The organism is Rhodobacter aestuarii (genome assembly GCF_900156655.1).
Lineage (GTDB): Bacteria > Pseudomonadota > Alphaproteobacteria > Rhodobacterales > Rhodobacteraceae > Rhodobacter > Rhodobacter aestuarii.
In genome coordinates this window covers 1-16,256 of record NZ_FTOG01000013.1, presented here as the reverse complement: position 1 = coordinate 16,256, position 16,256 = coordinate 1, and the positions used below count along the sequence as shown (strand labels likewise).

At 61.2% G+C, this 16,256-nt stretch carries 13 protein-coding genes; 6 read left to right on the top strand and 7 right to left on the bottom strand.

Annotation, left to right across the window (positions count from 1 at the left end):
• Positions 1–31: 31 nt before the first annotated feature.
• Entirely contained in the window at positions 32–637 is a 606-nt protein-coding gene (locus BW967_RS16260) for a sugar transferase (protein ID WP_076486158.1), read from the bottom strand.
• Positions 634–1,512, bottom strand: coding sequence for an NAD-dependent epimerase/dehydratase family protein (locus BW967_RS16255; RefSeq protein ID WP_076486157.1), 879 nt, complete (start codon positions 1,510–1,512; stop codon positions 634–636). Before BW967_RS16255 ends, BW967_RS16260 begins: the two co-directional genes overlap by 4 nt.
• 147 nt (positions 1,513–1,659) lie before the next feature.
• Here BW967_RS16255 and BW967_RS16250 point away from each other — a divergent pair, with 147 nt between their 5' ends.
• The 3 genes from BW967_RS16250 (at position 1,660) to BW967_RS16240 (ending at position 3,676) form a co-directional block, all read left to right on the top strand.
• Positions 1,660–2,526: a branched-chain amino acid aminotransferase gene (locus BW967_RS16250; protein ID WP_076486156.1), complete on the top strand. Its 867-nt coding sequence runs from the start codon at positions 1,660–1,662 to the stop codon at positions 2,524–2,526.
• A gap of 68 nt (positions 2,527–2,594) precedes the next feature.
• Entirely contained in the window at positions 2,595–3,050 is a 456-nt protein-coding gene (locus BW967_RS16245; protein ID WP_076486155.1) for a universal stress protein, read from the top strand.
• 203 nt (positions 3,051–3,253) lie between these two features.
• Entirely contained in the window at positions 3,254–3,676 is a 423-nt protein-coding gene (locus tag BW967_RS16240; protein WP_076486154.1) for a DoxX family protein, read from the top strand.
• A 46-nt stretch (positions 3,677–3,722) separates the two neighbouring features.
• Here BW967_RS16240 and BW967_RS16235 read toward each other — a convergent pair whose 3' ends face one another.
• Positions 3,723–5,345, bottom strand: coding sequence for an FUSC family protein (locus tag BW967_RS16235; RefSeq protein ID WP_076486153.1), 1,623 nt, complete (start codon positions 5,343–5,345; stop codon positions 3,723–3,725).
• A gap of 57 nt (positions 5,346–5,402) precedes the next feature.
• Positions 5,403–5,852 carry a MarR family winged helix-turn-helix transcriptional regulator gene (locus BW967_RS16230; protein ID WP_076486152.1) on the bottom strand — a complete coding sequence of 150 codons (450 nt, stop codon included), beginning with the start codon at positions 5,850–5,852 and terminating at the stop codon, positions 5,403–5,405.
• 267 nt (positions 5,853–6,119) lie between these two features.
• On the opposite strand from BW967_RS16230, the gene BW967_RS16225 reads away from it, so the two are divergent.
• Together BW967_RS16225 and BW967_RS16220 are read left to right on the top strand one after the other, a co-directional pair.
• Positions 6,120–7,742 (top strand): GMC family oxidoreductase, encoded by a 1,623-nt coding sequence (locus BW967_RS16225; protein ID WP_076486151.1) that lies wholly within the window; start codon positions 6,120–6,122, stop codon positions 7,740–7,742.
• A 17-nt stretch (positions 7,743–7,759) separates the two neighbouring features.
• On the top strand, positions 7,760–9,247 hold the full coding sequence (locus tag BW967_RS16220) for an aldehyde dehydrogenase family protein (protein ID WP_076486150.1): 1,488 nt from the start codon (positions 7,760–7,762) through the stop codon (positions 9,245–9,247).
• A 191-nt stretch (positions 9,248–9,438) separates the two neighbouring features.
• Here BW967_RS16220 and BW967_RS16215 read toward each other — a convergent pair whose 3' ends face one another.
• The 3 genes from BW967_RS16215 to BW967_RS16205 are packed head-to-tail and all read right to left on the bottom strand — an operon-like array spanning position 9,439 to position 15,165.
• The gene (locus BW967_RS16215) at positions 9,439–12,567 is read right to left on the bottom strand and encodes an efflux RND transporter permease subunit (RefSeq protein WP_076486149.1); all 3,129 of its coding nucleotides are present in this window, start codon (positions 12,565–12,567) and stop codon (positions 9,439–9,441) included.
• Positions 12,567–13,739: an efflux RND transporter periplasmic adaptor subunit gene (locus BW967_RS16210; protein WP_076486148.1), complete on the bottom strand. Its 1,173-nt coding sequence runs from the start codon at positions 13,737–13,739 to the stop codon at positions 12,567–12,569. The genes BW967_RS16215 and BW967_RS16210 overlap by 1 nt, the downstream gene beginning before the upstream one ends.
• 43 nt (positions 13,740–13,782) lie before the next feature.
• The gene (locus tag BW967_RS16205) at positions 13,783–15,165 is read right to left on the bottom strand and encodes an efflux transporter outer membrane subunit (protein WP_076486147.1); all 1,383 of its coding nucleotides are present in this window, start codon (positions 15,163–15,165) and stop codon (positions 13,783–13,785) included.
• A 145-nt stretch (positions 15,166–15,310) separates the two neighbouring features.
• On the opposite strand from BW967_RS16205, the gene BW967_RS16200 reads away from it, so the two are divergent.
• On the top strand, positions 15,311–15,916 hold the full coding sequence (locus BW967_RS16200) for a TetR family transcriptional regulator (RefSeq protein WP_076486211.1): 606 nt from the start codon (positions 15,311–15,313) through the stop codon (positions 15,914–15,916).
• Positions 15,917–16,256: the final 340 nt, after the last annotated feature.

Sequence of the window (16,256 nt, the reverse complement as noted above, 5' to 3'; positions counted from 1 at the left end):
CAGCATTAAGCTAATTTGTCCTATCGGACGCTTAGCGAAACACGTGCCGGATCGTGCGCCCAATCAGCATCAGATCAAATGCGACCGAGGCATGTCGCGCATAGATGCCATCAAGCCGGGCTTTGGCCGGGATGCAGCGGCTGCAATAGACCCGGTCGGTATCTTCGGCGCTTTCACAACGCGACAGCAGCCATTCCTCGTGCCGATGATAATGGATCGAGGCAAGACCGGTCACGCCGGGGCGATTGCGCAGCACATCCGCGTAGATATCGGGAAACCGCTCGACATATTCCCGCAGCGGCGGGCGCGGACCGACAAAGCTGATATCGCCCTTCAGAATATTCCAAATTTGCGGCAATTCATCGAGCCGGAAGCGCCGAAGCACCCGCCCTGCGGGGGTGATCCGGCAGGCCTTATTGCCCCCCGAAACACCCGCATCTTCGGCCACCACCGTCATGGTGCGGAACTTCCACAACCGAAAAGGTGTTTGGGCGCCGCGCATCCGCTCGGCCGCGTAAAAGATCGGGCGGCCCTGTGTCAGCAAAAGGATGACGGCGATCACGAGGCAAAACGAACCCAGCAACGGCAACAAAAGCAACGCGAAGGCGATATCGAACAGGCGTTTTCGCAAAGTCATGCGCCAAGCTCCTCCAGACCCCGAAGGTCATTGATAATGGCATCCGCTGTGGTGGGGTGATCCGGCACGAGGCCCAGCGCCTGCGCACGCTCGAGTGCCAGCTCCACGCGTTCAATTGCCCCGTCGGGGGCGGCGCGGGGCGTCCATTCCAAGCCTGCCGCCTCGGCCAAAGCCTCCATCCCCACCGGCCCCACCAGCGCAAGGTTGAGGCAGGGCGGCACGGGCTGCCCCGTCGCCACAAGCCGTACAAGGTGCCCAAGCGCACCTGCCAAAGCTTGCGGGCCGATATAGCTGCGCAGGGGGCCATGCCCCGCCGGAAAGATATCAATCTGCCGCGGCTCCAAAGTGGGCGCCGCCCCCAAAAGAGCATCCGCCCCGGCGACATTGCCAATGCGCAGAACCGTGACGCCAGACGCACCGAGAAGCGCGCGTTCCATGGCCGCTTTCGCCGCGCCATAGGGGGCGATCGGCATCATTTGGCTTTCTTCCGCGCAAGGTTCGGCCCCTGCGCGGCCATAGACAGCGGCGGAAGATGCCACCAGAACCGGCTTGCCTTTGGCTGCGGCCACCGCCGCCAGCGCCAAATCTGTGTTGCGGGCCAGTTGCGCCGCATCGCCGCGCACAACGCCTGCAAGGTTCAGCACCACATCGGCCTGCGCGATAGCCGACAGATAGGCCTCCGGTTCGGACAGCGGGTCAAAGATCAGGTCGCTTTCCGCAACGGCCCTTCCCGCGCGTGCCTGCCACAGCAGCTGCGGCGCCTCATTCGCGCCCCCAGCCCAAGCGTGGCGCAACAAACGCCCCAAACGGCCAGACCCGCCCACAATTAGTAGGCGCGGCAATGCGGAAGATGCGGAAAGGTTCGGTGACGACATGCGGCGGAGAATCCGCGCAAATGCTGAAATCTAGGTTAAGCAAATCCTTCCAGAAGCCGCTGCGCCCCGTTTGGCACCGATACAATCGGCGCTCTGGACCTTTGCCTGCTGCGGTGCTTAGCATCCGCCGACGCAAAGGAGAGGCAGATGGCATTCGGCACCAATATTCGCACCTATTTCGAAGGCACTTGGCATGAGGGCGACGTGGCCGTTATGCGCGCCGCGGACCACGGGATTTGGCAGGGCTCTTCGGTTTTTGACGGCGCGCGGCTGTTTGACGGGTTGGTGCCCGATCTTGATCTGCATTGCGCGCGGGTGAACCGCTCCGCCGAGGCGCTGATGATCACGCCCACCGTCGACGCTGCCGAAATGGTCGAAATCGCGCGCGAGGGGCTGCGCAAATACGCCCCCGATGCGGCGGTTTACGTGCGCCCGATGTATTGGGCGGTGGATGGCTCTGAATTGGGCGTGGCGCCGCAAAGCAATTCGACCCGCTTTGCGCTCTGCCTTGAAGAAGTTGCGATGCCTGCAGCGGATAAATCGACCACGGTCACCACAACGCAGTTCCGCCGCCCCGTTTTGGCCAATAACGTCTGTAACGCGAAGGCAGGCTGCCTTTACCCGAACAATGCGCGGATGCTTGTCGAGGCGCAGCGCAAGGGCTTTGGCAATGCGCTCGCCTGTGATGCGATGGGCAACTTGGCGGAAAGTGCCACGGCCAACGTGTTCTTGATCCGCGATGGCGTCGCCTTCACGCCGATTGCCAATGGCACCTTCTTGGCCGGTATCACGCGGGCGCGCCACATTGCCAATATGCGCGCCGCCGGGATGGAAGTGCATGAAGCGGTGCTAACGCTGGATGACGTGCGCAAAGCCGATGAGGTGTTCTTGTCGGGGAACTTCGCCAAAGTCACCCCGGTCACCGCCTTTGACGATGTGCAATATGGCGACAACCCGGTGACGAAACGCATCCGCGAACTTTATTGGGATTGGGCTGTGTCTCAGCCGCTCTAGGCGCGCCAACGGAGCCATTGCCAAAACGCAGCGGGGAGGTGAACATGGCGGGACACTCGGAGGAGCGAATGCGCAAGTTTCTCGTCGTACTCGACCAAACCCGCGAATGCCTAAATGCGATGCGCTATGCCGCTATGCGCGCATCGCACACCCATGGCGGGGTGATCATTCTTTCGGTGATCCCGCCAGAAGAGTTCCAGCACTGGATCGGCGTGGCCGATATCATGCGGGCTGAAGCGCGCGAAGCGATTGAGGCGCATTTCGAGGTTTTCGCAAAATGGATGCGCGACAAGCAGGGTGTGAACCCGCATCTTGTGATCCGTGAAGGCGATCCGGTGACCGAGATTTTGGCGCAGGTGCAAGAAGACCCTGAAATTGGCGTCTTGGTGCTAGGGGCTGGCACCGAAAAAGCAGGCCCCGGCCCGCTGGTGACGCAGATGAGCCGCAATTCCGGTAGCCTACCGATTCCAGTGACGATTGTGCCGGGCGATATGTCCAAAGAACGGCTCGAATCCATCACCTAATCCCGGCTTCGGGCGCATATCCCCAATTTATGGAGAGAGTTCCCCTGTCCTTATCGGACGGGGAAGACATGTTTTTCCCTGCGCAAATTTCGCACAAAACGTGGATTGTGTTACGCGATTAAGTCCATTTAAGCGCATTAAGTTCGGCGCTACATCAAGGTCATCAAACACGCCGCTGCGGGCGGCCAGACAGGACAAAGACCATGACCGAACTTCTTAACTCCTTCGGCTTCGGCTCCACCCAAGCCATTGACATTGCTTCTCTTCTACTACGCGTTTCGCTGGGCGGGCTGTTCCTCGCCCACGCGTGGCTGAAAGTGTTCGTCTTCACGCCCAAAGGCGCGGCGGGTTTCTTCCAATCGCTCGGCCTGCCCGGCTTTTTTGCCTATCTGACAATCGCCGCTGAAGTGGTGGGCGGTGTGGCGCTGATCATCGGGCTGTGGACGAGCTTGGCCGCGCTGCTCCTGATCCCGGTCATTGCCGGTGCGGGTTGGTTTGCGCACCGTCAAAACGGCTTTTGGTTCAACAACACGAACGGCGGTTGGGAATACCCCGCGTTTTGGAGCCTCGCGCTTCTGGTTCAAGCCCTTCTGGGCGGTGGCGCCCTGGTGGTAAGCGGGCTGTAAGCAGCCCGCCCCTACAATCCAATTCGACCCACGGCCCCCTGCAGCTTTACCGGCTGCGCGGGGCCGAAATTTTGCGATTGTCGATGGCCGCGTGACCCGCACTTGCCAAACGGAGAACCCGGCGCGGCAAAGCTTCGCCCGCCTTTTCCAACTCGATCGCCAGGGTCACAACGCGGCGCCCCCAGATCGCGGTCCACCGTTGCGCAGAGATCGGCTCGGAACGCTTTGCAATCAACTCCAAATCCGCCGCCAAGCGCGCCTCTGTGCGCCCGATCAGTGCCGGACCGGGGCGCGGCAAGGCCACATAGCAGACCACAATTGCCAGCGTCCCCACCGTCATCGCGATGGCCGATTGAATTACATCCGGCGTCAGCGCAGGTGCCGCGCCCGCCTGACTGGCGAGCATGAAACACATATTATAATCAAGCGCATAGATCGCGGTACGCGGATACGCACGGGCAATTGCGCCAACGGCGATGAACGGCAGAATCGTGATAACAAGATCAAGCCAACCGGTCAGATGCGGCTGCAAGCCAATCCGATAAGCCGCGCCCGTCACCGCGCCAATCACGACACCCACCGCCATTTTCGGCGCAATCAGCTTGGGTTGCGGCAAAGACCCCATCACCAGCGCAAAAATCGCCATCGAAAAGGCGGTCAACTCCATCGCAAAGCCCCCCACCAAGATCTGCATCGCAGAGCCCGCAAAACTCGCCAGCGCCGCGACAACAGCCCCGCGAAGCGCCAAGGTCGGGTTTGCTGGCGGCGCAAGGCGCGGCAGATCACGCCCCGAAGGCGCCGTTGATTGAAGTTCTTCGATGGCCGCCCCAAGAGCCGCCAGTGACCGCGACAAGCGCGGCAAGGGGCCGGTTTCTGGCAAAGGACCGGTGCCGGGTTCATCGGACAAGAGGCGCTGCGCCGCTTCACGAGTGGGGAAGTTGCGCGCGGCTTCCGTTGCGGCTTCCAAAAGGGCCAGACCCGCAGCCAAAATTGCATCCAGCGCCGCCATGCGCCGATACCCTTCGCGCGAACCTGCCGCAACAAGGCGCGCTTTCGTCTCAAGCTCGGCCCCCAAATGAATTACCTCGGCCACGACCTCATCCTTGCGGGTCGTGGGCACGCGGGTATCAAGCAGCAAACGCGCGACTTCGGGGAACCGCTGCGCGAGCGCAGCCCCCTCGGCCCGAAAGCCGGCACTATCTGCCTTGGGCGTGAACAGCCCCACGATGAGCGCAACACTCACCCCGCCAATGAAGGTGCAGGCGAGCCGGTCCATCGCCAGATCAAAACCGCCTGACGGGTCCAGAAGCGCCGGGATCACCACCACACCAATGGTGAGCGCCGTCATCATTGGCAGATAGTTGCGCACGCCTTGCCAAAGGTGCGTCAGCGCCCCGCCCAGCGCCAAAAGCGCCGCCATCACCACCGCCGTCACCCAAGGCGTGGGCGAAAGGGTTAGCAACACCAAGCCAATGCCGCCGCCAATCAGCGTGCCCAAAAGCCGCCAAAGCGCGCGTTCAAACACCACGCCACGCCACGGCTGCGCCACCACCCAAACGGGCATCGACGCCCAAAAGGCGTGTTCAATTCCAAGGGCCGTGGCCACGGCAAAGGCCGTCCAGGCTGCGAGACCAAGACGCAAGGCTTGGCCGAGTTGGGTTCGTGTCATTTGTTCTTGCCTTAATTGACCCGGCAACCCGGTGCCGGGAGTTCGTCCATAGCTGGCTCAGGTCTTATTGCCCTGCGCCTCGATGTTCTTGTCGATCCGCTCCAAAAGCCGCAGCGCGCTGGCAACCTCGGTCTCTGGCACGCCTGCGAAAATGGTGTTGCGCAACGCATCAAGCTGGCCTGCAAGCGCGTGCAGGAATGCATGCCCCGCGACGGTGACGGAAACGAGCTTGGCACGCCGATCCACCGGATCTTCGGCGCGTTCGACAAACCCACGCGCCACAAGCGTATCAAGCACCCGCACCAGCGTCGGCCCTTCGATATCCAGATGCTCGGCGAGTTCTTTTTGCCGATAGGGGCGCGCCTCACGGGCCAAAAAACGCAGCGGCAAAGTCGAGGCCGTGCTAAGCCCATGCGCCGCAAAAACCGTGTCCATCACGCGCCGATACCGCCGCGAGACGGTGATGAGCTGATGCCCAAGGTCTTCACGCTTGCTCATTTTTGGCATTGCGACTCTCCGATTTCGATAGGTTTGCTAGCTAATTCGCACTGTGCATCTTGGCAAGTCAGTGCCTCGACAGCTTTCATAGCACACCGCAAAAGCACCGCTGATGTGGCAATAAAGCCATTGTATTTCGGTTCCACCCCATTGTGTGCAATTGCGCACAACAAGAGGCTAAAAGGACCAAATGGAATTTATTAGCCAAGCTACCTAATTTCGCTTCAACGGTTCGCCGCACGAAACGGTGCCGCAGTTGCACGAAAGGGGTTCAACATGTCCAACGAAAGCTTTGACTATATTATTGTCGGCGCCGGTTCAGCCGGTTGCGTGATCGCCTACAACATCCTGAGCCGTGGCCGCGGTAGCGTCTTGCTGCTCGAAGCGGGCGGCAGCGATTTCAACCTCTTCATTCGTGCGCCCGGCGGCATGTCCCGCGTGATCCCGACGAAATCTTGGCCCTATATGGCCGAGCCGGAAGCCCCCACCAAGAACCGCCCGATGGATGTGCTGCAAGGCCGGGTGCTGGGCGGCGGTTCGTCGATCAATGGCATGGTCTATGTGCGCGGCCACAAAGAAGATTACGACGCTTGGGAGCGGGATTTTGGCGCCACCGGCTGGAACGGCGACGAGATGCTGCGCTATTTCAAAAAAGCCGAAAACAACGAAGCCATGGCGAACGATTACCATGGCAATGCCGGCCCGCTGCATGTCAGTGAAAACCGCTATCGCCACCCGCTGAGCGAAGCTTTTGTCCGCGCGGGTCAACAAGCGGGCTACCCCTACATCGTCGATCACAACGGCGCGCAATCGGAAGGCGTTGGGTTTTACCAAACCACCACGCATAAAGGTATACGCGCCTCGACCGCGCAAACCTATCTGCGCCGCATCCGCAAAGACAAAAACCTGAAGCTGCAACTCAACGCGATGGTGCAGCGGGTCGAGATTGAAGACGGGCGCGCCACCGGTGTCACCTACAAGGTGCACGGCAAAACCGTCACCGCCAACGCCCGCAATGAAGTGATTGTGACGGCGGGCGCGATTGGCTCGGCCAAAGTTCTGCAACTTTCCGGCCTTGGCCCGGCCGAGGTGCTGCGCCGTGCGGGCGTTCCGCAAAAAGCCGAGCTTCCGGTGGGCCGCAACTTCCATGACCACCTGCATATGTCGGTAAACGCCGCGATCAAGGACCCGATTTCGCTTTATGGCCAAGACAAAGGGCTCAAAGCGCTGCGCCACGGGATTGAATGGACCTTCCTGCGCTCGGGCGTGCTGACCTCGCCCATTTTGGAAGCCTTTGCCTTTATTGACAGCACCGGTGCGGGGCGGCCCGATGTGCAGTTCCACTTCCTCCCCGTACTCGACACTTGGGATGACCCGGACCTGAACCAAAAAGGCCGCGACCATGGCATCACGATCAAAACGGGCCACTTGCAACCGAAATCGCGCGGCGAGGTCGAAATTCGCTCCGCCGACCCTGAAGATCTGCCGCGGATCCGTGCCGCCTATCTGGAAGACCCGCGCGACGTGGAAGGCCAGATCCGGGCCACGCAACTGGCACTGAAATTCTTTGAACAGCCCGCGCTGAAAGACCAAGTGACCGAATTGTTCAACCCGGCGGTGTCGTCGGCTGACTTTGAAGGGCTTGAAGCTTGGGTGCGGCGCACGACGCGGACGGTTTACCACCCGGTGGGCACCTGCCGCATTGGCCAAGACCCGGCCACCTCTGTCGTGGACCCCGAACTGCGGGTGCATGGCATCAAAGGGCTGCGCGTCGCGGATAGTTCCACCTTCCCACATATCCCCTCGGGCAACACCAACGCCCCCACCATCGCGCTTGCCGAAAAGGCCAGCGACCTGATTTGCGGCCTGCCCAATACGGCAGCCATCGCCGCTGAATAAGACCGGAGACTAAGACTATGGCACAACAAGACATCCTTCCCGAAGTGCGCGCCTTTTTGGCGCGCCAGCAGGGGCATTTCATCAACGGCAAAGCGGTTGAAGGCAAAGGCGCGCGGATTGAGATCAAAAACCCCGCGAATGGCGAGGTGATTGGCTCCGTGGCGCAAGCCACGCCGCAAGAGGTGGAAGAAGCGATCGCCACCGCCGATGCCGCCTTTCGCGGATCCTGGGCAGAGACGGCCCCTGCCGAGCGCGAGCGGATTCTGTATCGCTTCGCTGATCTGATTGAAGAACATGGCGAGGAAATCGCCCAGTTGGAAACGCTGCAATCGGGTAAACTGCTTGCGCTTTCACGGATGATCGAAGTCGGTTGGGCGGCGCAATTCCTACGCTACTATGCGGGCTGGGCGACGAAAATCTCGGGCGAGACGATCCAACCCTCGGTCCCGGCGGCTGGCAAAGAGCGTTACACCGCAATGACCCTGCGCCAACCCTTGGGCGTGGTCTTTGGCATCATCCCATGGAACTTCCCCGTGATGATCCCGGTCTGGAAGTTCGGCGCGGCGCTTGCCACCGGCAACACGGCGCTGCTCAAATCCGCCTCCCCCACGCCGTTTTCGCTGCTGCGTGTGGCAGAGCTTGGCAAGGAAGCGGGCCTGCCCGATGGCGTTTTGAACGTGATCAACGGCCCCGGTCGTTTGGGCGATATCATCATTCCCGACAAACGGATTGCGAAAGTCTCGCTCACGGGTTCGGTCAACACCGGCAATATCGTGGCGCTGGAATCGATGAAGGCGAACCTCAAACACGTGACGCTTGAACTGGGCGGCAAGAACGCCGCGGGCTTCCTGCCGGATATGAAGGTTGAAGAAATCGTCGATGGGATGATCGAGGCGGGCTTCATGCACACCGGGCAAATCTGTGCTTCGGCGGAGCGTTTCTTGGTGCACCGCAGCCAGATTGATGCCGTGGCCGAGGCAATCCGTGCGCGGCTTGAAACCATGCAGCCGGGCGACCCGTTGGACCTTGAGGCAGGCATCGGCCCCGTGGCCACCGAAGCGCAATTCCAAAAATGTCTCGATGCCTTTGAAACGGCACGGGCCGAAGGCGATGAAATCGTCACCGGGGGCACCGCCTTCGACCGCCCCGGTTTCTACGTGAAGCCGACGATCATCCGCCCGAAAACGCTGCAAAGCACCTCATGGCGCGAAGAGGTCTTTGGCCCGGTGGGCACGCTGGTCGCCTATGACGATGAAGAGGAACTCGTGCGCGAGATGAACGACACGCCCTATGGGCTGACCGCCTCGGTCTGGACCCATGATCTGGCGACCGCGCTGCGGCTGGTGCCGCAAGTCGAAGCGGGCACGGTTTGGGTGAACATGCACACGATTGTGGACCCTTCAGTTCCCTTTGGTGGCGCCAAAGGTTCGGGCATTGGCCGCGAATACGGCTCTGCCTTCATCGAGAACTACACCGAACTGAAATCGGTCATGATCCGGTATTGATCCGGCTCCCCCCCAAGGCTGGGTCGAACGGGCGGCGGTGGTGCAAACCACCGCCGTCTTTTTATCTGCACGAGGCCTCCCATGCGGAAACCACTCCCTTGCACACCCACTGAAAAAGGCGCCCGAACCACTCGGGCGCCTTGATGTTTGGTCGATTGGGTCGCGCCGAAACGCAACCCGATGTCATGGCCTTAGGCGGTTGTCGCTTTCGCTTTACGGCGCCCGAAGAGCGCATCCACCAGCCGGAAGAAGAGCGGCACGAAGAAGATCGCGAGCCCCGTCCCCGACAAAGTCCCGAAGAAGGTGGTGTAGCCAATCGCCTCGCGCGCCCCGGCACCCGCACCGGTCGACAAGATCAGCGGCACGACCCCCAAGCTGAAGGCGAGCGAGGTCATCAAGATCGGACGGAACCGCAGTTTCGCGGCCTCGACCGCCGCTTGCAGCCCGGTTTCGCCAAGGCTCCGCATCCGTTCACGGGCAAATTCCACGATCATGATCCCGTTCTTACCCGTCAGGCCCACCACGGTGAGCAGACCCACTTGGAAGTAGACACCATTCGCCTGCCCGCCAAGCCACGCACCAATCAGGCCCCCGATGATCCCCACCGGCATTGCCACGATCACCGCAATCGGGATCACCCAGCTTTCATAAAGCGCGGCCAAGCACAGGAACACAGTGGCCAGCGACAGCGCATAAAGCAGCATCGCACCATTGCCCGCTTCTTTCTCCTCAAGCGAGAGCCCCGACCATTGCAGCGAGAACCCGGGCGGAAGTTGCGCAGCCAAACGCTCCATTTCCTCAAGCGCAGCACCAGAGGAAACCCCCGCCGCAGGCGAACCTTGGATCTCCATCGCGGGAAGCGCATCGTAGCGCACGATTTGCTGCGGGCCGAAGACCCATTTCTCATCGGCAAAAGTCGAAAGCGAAACGAAATCCCCATTCGCATTCGGCACACGCCAAAGCGCGAAATCGGCGGGGGTCGAGCGTGCCCAGGGTTCCCCCTGCACATAGACCCGTTTCACCCGGCCCTCGTTCAAGAAGTCGTTCACATAGGAAGACGACCAGACCGTATTGAGGAAATCGCCCACATCCGCCGCGGTCAGGCCAACGGCACCGGCTTTCGCCCAGTCGATATCGAGCCGGAACTGGGCCGCATCTTCCACCCCGTTGGGGCGCACGCCTTGCAGCAGATCGCTTTGCGATGCCATGCCCAAAAGCTGGTTGCGCGCGGCGAGCAGTTCTTCATGCGTTTGCCCGGTCCGAGCCTGCAAGAAGGCGGTGAACCCGTTCGAGTTGCCCAGTTCCAAAACCGGCGGCGGCACGATCGGGATCACGATCGCTTCTTTGATGCCACCCATCAACGGCCCAAAGGCACGGCCAGCGATGGCCTCCGCCCCGTTTTGCGGGCCGACACGCTCAGACCAGTCTTTGAGCTTGATGAACATCATCGCCATGTTCTGGCCCTGCCCCGCGAAGGAGAAGCCCACAACCGAGAAGACGGATTCGACGTTTTCCGCTTCTGCGTTTTGGTAATAGGCCTCGACCTGACGCACGACTTTTTTGGTTTCCGCCGCCGTCGTCCCCGAAGGCGTTTGCACCAGCGTCATCAGCACGCCTTGGTCTTCATCAGGCAAAAACGATGTCGGCGTGCGTTCGTAAAGCGCGATCATCCCCGCCACCAGCGCGGCATAGACGATGAGCCCTTTGACCGGGTTCGACACGACCCATTTCACGATCCCGCCGTAACCCCCAGTGATGCGGGTGAAGCGGCGCTCGAACCGGTCGCCAAACCAGTTCGCAAAACCGCCCTTGGCCTCAGAATGGGGCTTCAGCAGCGTCGCGCAAAGCGCAGGCGTGAAAACAAGCGCCACAATGACCGAAAGCGCCATGGCAGAGACGATGGTGACCGAGAACTGCTTATAAATCTCCCCGGTCGAACCGCCAAAGAACGCCATCGGCACGAACACGGCAGAAAGCACCATGGCAATACCAACAAGCGCGCCCGAGATTTCGCCCATAGACTTACGCGTCGCCTCACGCGGAGAAAGATGTTCCTCCCCCATGATCCGCTCGACGTTTTCCACCACAACGATGGCGTCATCGACCAAGAGCCCGATGGCAAGCACCATGGCCAGCATGGTGAGCGTGTTGATCGAGAAGCCAAAGGCCGCCATCACGCCAAAGGTCCCCAAAAGCACCACCGGCACCGCCAAGGTTGGGATCAGCGTCGCCCGCACATTGTGCAAGAAGAGCAGCATCACCAAAACCACCAGCACGATGGCCTCAAAGAGGGTTTTCACCACCTCTTCAATCGAGAGCGTCACGAAAGGCGTGGTGTCATAGGGGATGACGTAATCCATGCCCGAGGGTAAAAACGGCGCCAATTCCGCCATCCGCGCTTTCACCAGCTTGGCGGTATCAAGCGCGTTCGCGCCAGAAGCCAGCTGGATCGCCATACCGGCCGAGGGCGCACCATTGTGGAACGCCTCAATCTCATACATCTCTGCGCCCAATTCGACCCGGGCGACATCGCGCAACAGCACAAGCCCTCCATCGGTATCAGCGCGCAGCACGATCCGCTCGAAATCCGCCGGAGTTTGCAGCAGCGATTGTGCGGTGATGGTGGCGTTGAGCAATTGCCCCTCGGGCGCAGGAAGCGCCCCAAAAGAGCCCGCCGAGATTTGCGCGTTTTGCCCCTGAACAGCGGCAATCACCGTTGCAGGCGCCATGTCATAGGCTTTGAGCTTGCGCGGATCGAGCCAGATACGCATCGCATGTTCAGAGCCAAAGACCCGCACCGAGCCCACGCCTTTAAGCCGCGAGAAGCTCTCGACCATCGACGAGGTCATATAGTCGGCCAGCTCCACACCAGAGCGCGAATGGTCCGGTGAAATCAGCGAGACAACCATCAAGAAGCCGGTGGTGGATTTTGCCACCGTCACCCCTTGGCGCGTCACCGATTGCGGCAGGCTGGCCTCGGCTTGAGCCAGTTTGTTTTGCACCTGCACCTGCGCAATGTCTGGGTCGGTGCCCAGTTCAAAGGTCAGCGTGATCGTGGCGCGACCGGTTGAGGTGGTGTCCGAGCGGATGTAGCGCAGCCCATCAAGGCCGGTCATCTGCTTTTCGATCACCTGCACCACTGTGTCGGTGACAGTTTCCGCCGAAGCGCCGGGATAGGTGGCCGAGATCACAACCGCCGGGGAGGCGATGGAAGGATATTGCGACACAGGCAGCCGCAAGATCGACAAGGCGCCGATGCCCATGATGACAAGGGCAATAACCCAAGCGAAAATGGGCCGATCAATAAAGAACCGAGACATCAATGCGCCTCCGCTTCCGGGGCGGCCCCTTCAGGCGCGCCTTGCGGGGCACCGCCCGGCGCACCTGCGGGCACTACTTGCACCGGAGCGCCAACACCGGTTTTTTGGAAACCCGAGGTGATCACTTGCGCGCCGCTCTCAAGCCCGCCGGTGATGATCCATTTATTGCCCGAAGGTGCGGCCACTTCGACACTGTGCTGGGCAACGTGACCATCCTCTACCGTCCAAACATAAGCATCGCCCGAGCGGTCGCGCATCACCGCGTTTTGCGGCAGCTTAAACGCGCCTTTGGCCTGCGCTTGCGGCAGGTCCACCTCCACATACATGCCGGGCAGCAGCACATGATCCGGGTTCGGGAAGGTCATGCGCAGGGTCACCATGCCCGTGGTCGGCTCCACCCGCGGCTCTGCCGCCTCAAGACGGCCTTTTTGCGGGAAGATCGACCCATCGGCCAAGATCAGCGTGGCCTCACCCGTGGCACGCATCTCCCGACCTTCGGGGGTCGATGTCATGCGCAGAATGTCGGTCGCGGATTGCGTCACATCGACATAAACCGGGTCCAGCGCACGGATCGTGGTGAGAGCGGTCGATTGCTGGGCCGCAACCAACGCACCGGTGGTGGCTTGCGTCAGACCGATCACACCCGAAATCGGCGCGCGGATCGTCGTGCGATCCAGCTCGATATTCGCACTCATCAATTGCGCCTGCGCCGCTTGCAACGCGGCATCGGCCGATTGGCGGCTGGCTACGGCGCTATCGCGGTTTTGTTCAGACCCGGCACGGTTGGTGAAAAGTTCAACCGCGCGTTTTTCTTCCAGCACCGCCAAGTCGCGGGCCGCTTCGGCCTGCGCCACGGCGGCTTCGGCGGCGGCTACGGCGGCGCGATAGCTGTCATCTTCGATTTTATAGAGCGGTTGGCCACGGGTGACCGAGGCGCCCTCGTCAAACAACCGATCGCGCAAAATGCCCGACACCTGCGGCCGCACCTCTGCCTCGGTAGAGGCTTTGATACGCCCCGGCAAGCGGGCATCAAGGGTCAAATCTTGGGCCTCGGCGGTGATCACCGTGACGGGCGCAGGGCCACGGCCCTGTTGTTGCGCCAAAAGGGCGTTGGGCAAAAGCGCAAGCGCAAACCCAAGGGGAAGGATCAAGGAGGATCTGTGGAAGGACATGGGGAACCTGAAACGCTGTGGGAGGGTCGGTTGAGGAAGAGGGTCAGTTCGGCGCGCCTGCGGCGGCGACACTGAGGGTGATATAATGGGCGGCGCGCTGCGCCTGTGCTTGGGCAAGGCCCTGCTGTGCAGAGAGATAGGTCCGCTCGGCATCAAGGACAGTCATGAAATCGCCTTGCCCCAGAGAATAGTTGGTGCGCGACAATTCCAGCGTCTCTGAACTGGTATCGACCAGATGGCGTTGCGCGGCGATATTGCGGCCATCGCGGGTATAGGCGGCAAGCGCCGTTTCGACCTCATCAATGGCGTTGAGCACGGCGGCTTCCCACGCGAGTTTGGCTTCAAGCGCCCGCGCCTCAGCCCCGCGCAAATTGGCGCGGTTGGCACCGCCGGTGAAGATCGGCAGATCAAGCGCAGGGCCCAGCGTCCACGGCGTGATTGAGGTGGTATCATGCACGCGGGTCGGCGTGATTGACCCCGTCAATGTAACCGAGGGGAAGAAGGCCGCTTTCGCCACGCCAATATCATAGACCGAGGCGGCATAGAGCCGCTCGGCCATCTGCACATCGGGGCGCACGCGCAACACGTCGGCGGGCACGCCGACAGAGGCGCGATAATGCGGCACCGGTTGCGGCGCGCCACGTTGGAGCGACGGCCGCAAACTTGAAACAGTTTGCGCGGTCAGGCTCGCCAATTGCACCAAGGCTTGGTCGAAGCCGGTCTCAAAGGCGGGCAATTGCGCCTCCCCTTCAGCCACCAATTGCTCGGCTTGCAAAAGCTCCAACCGGCCAGCCGCGCCGCTGTCCACCTGCGCGCGAGTCAATTCAAGGCTACGCTTGCGGCTTTCAATCGAGCGGCGCGTCAGGGCAATGGAGGCTTGCTGGAACCGAAGTTCCGCATAAGCCTGCGCAATCGCCTGCTGCATGGTAAGGCGCGCGACATCGGCGCTGAGATAAGCCGCATCCAGCCGCGCCGCTGCGGCTTTGCGGTTGGCACGGTTCGCCCCAAACAGATCCAACATCCAACTGCTGCCCAGCCCAACCGTGCTGGTGTTGGACATGCCCGCACCTTGCGGATTGCCATGCGTGGCACTCGCAGAGCCCGCCAATTGCGGCAAGTCAGAGGCGCGCGCCAAACCCGCATTAGCGCGGGCTTCGTCAATTGCGGCGACCGCTTGCAGCACATCCAGGTTGCGCGCGGCCCCCGCTGCAATCAGCGCATCAAGTTGGCTATCGCGGAACGCGCGCCACCAGCCCTCGGCCCGGTCGGCCCGCGCGGGCGCATTGGCATCAAACCGTCCCGGCGCAACGGCCAAAGGCGCATCATATTGCACCTGCGCACAGCCCGCGAGCGCCGCACTGGCGCCCGCCAGAAACACCCGCCGCGACACGACCGCACCGCGCTTTTCCCATACCACCCGCTGCATGCCGATTCCTTTGCCTGCTATTTTAGCCCCCTTTACATACATACGCGTTTGTTTGTAAAGGGGGCTCACGCCAGCAAGGCCATCGTCAGACTTGACCCATGCCAAAACTGACGAAACAACAGGCAAATTAGGCACCGGAGGTGATGTGAGACGCAGCAAAGCAGACGCGGAACAAACGCGCTTGGGGATTCTCGACGCTGCCGAACGGTTGTTCTGTGCGCGTGGCATCGCCCAAACGACGCTTGAGCAAGTGGCCCGCGAAGCCGGCGCCACACGTGGGGCGATCTATTGGCATTTCAAGGATAAAACCGATGTGCTCAAAGCGATTTATGAGCGCTACAAACCCCCGCAACTGCTGCGCCTAGAAACGGCTGCAAACGAACCGACCTCGGGTGACCCGCTCGATATTATCGAAGCGACGGGCTCTGAATTTCTGCAAATGATCGAGACCAACGAGCGCCAGCAAAGGCTGCATCTGATCTTGCAATCCGGCACACCGGGGGACGACACAGCCCCATGGCGTGAAACGATCAACGGAAATATCTACGAGATGCTGCGCACCTTGATGCAACGCGCCAGCGACGCAGGCCAGCTTTCCCCAGATATCAGCGCCGAAGAAGCCGCCATTTCGCAAATGGTGATGGTCAATGGCTTGATCGGTGAATGGCAACGCTCGGGCCGGGCATTTTCCCTCACACAAGTCGGCAACAAATTGCTGCGCCACCTGACATCCTCACTGCGCGCAAACTGAGGGGTAAGGTGGTGTGAGGCTGCGCGTATTTGCCAATCCGCTTCAGGAGGTCGGTGTTTTCCCTGAGCAATACGTTGAGCCTCTGATTGCTGCGCTTTAATTCACTCTCTCTTCGTCCTGTTGCCCCCCTGTCGCAAAGAACATTTCTCTGCCGACGATATCGATAAGCTTCACGCACTCTGTCGCCTCCGCGGTCTCGGTTTCGTCCAAGCGAGGTGCTGCCATATGCCCGGTGAGCCGGACGTTCAACCGGGGCATTGACCCGCGAGGAGGGGACGAGCGCTGGCCGCGGCTCGCGGAAGGTGACGACCTTGACAGAGCGGCGCGCGGGCGGTTTCAG

What these genes read in the sequence shown, in the direction of transcription:
- BW967_RS16260 (WP_076486158.1), bottom strand. Translation starts at nt 637, where the DNA reads ATGACTTTGCGAAAACGCCTGTTCGATATCGCCTTCGCGTTGCTTTTG.
- BW967_RS16255 (WP_076486157.1), bottom strand. Translation starts at nt 1,512, where the DNA reads ATGTCGTCACCGAACCTTTCCGCATCTTCCGCATTGCCGCGCCTACTA.
- BW967_RS16250 (WP_076486156.1), top strand. Translation starts at nt 1,660, where the DNA reads ATGGCATTCGGCACCAATATTCGCACCTATTTCGAAGGCACTTGGCAT.
- BW967_RS16245 (WP_076486155.1), top strand. Translation starts at nt 2,595, where the DNA reads ATGCGCAAGTTTCTCGTCGTACTCGACCAAACCCGCGAATGCCTAAAT.
- BW967_RS16240 (WP_076486154.1), top strand. Translation starts at nt 3,254, where the DNA reads ATGACCGAACTTCTTAACTCCTTCGGCTTCGGCTCCACCCAAGCCATT.
- BW967_RS16235 (WP_076486153.1), bottom strand. Translation starts at nt 5,345, where the DNA reads ATGACACGAACCCAACTCGGCCAAGCCTTGCGTCTTGGTCTCGCAGCC.
- BW967_RS16230 (WP_076486152.1), bottom strand. Translation starts at nt 5,852, where the DNA reads ATGCCAAAAATGAGCAAGCGTGAAGACCTTGGGCATCAGCTCATCACC.
- BW967_RS16225 (WP_076486151.1), top strand. Translation starts at nt 6,120, where the DNA reads ATGTCCAACGAAAGCTTTGACTATATTATTGTCGGCGCCGGTTCAGCC.
- BW967_RS16220 (WP_076486150.1), top strand. Translation starts at nt 7,760, where the DNA reads ATGGCACAACAAGACATCCTTCCCGAAGTGCGCGCCTTTTTGGCGCGC.
- BW967_RS16215 (WP_076486149.1), bottom strand. Translation starts at nt 12,567, where the DNA reads ATGTCTCGGTTCTTTATTGATCGGCCCATTTTCGCTTGGGTTATTGCC.
- BW967_RS16210 (WP_076486148.1), bottom strand. Translation starts at nt 13,739, where the DNA reads ATGTCCTTCCACAGATCCTCCTTGATCCTTCCCCTTGGGTTTGCGCTT.
- BW967_RS16205 (WP_076486147.1), bottom strand. Translation starts at nt 15,165, where the DNA reads ATGCAGCGGGTGGTATGGGAAAAGCGCGGTGCGGTCGTGTCGCGGCGG.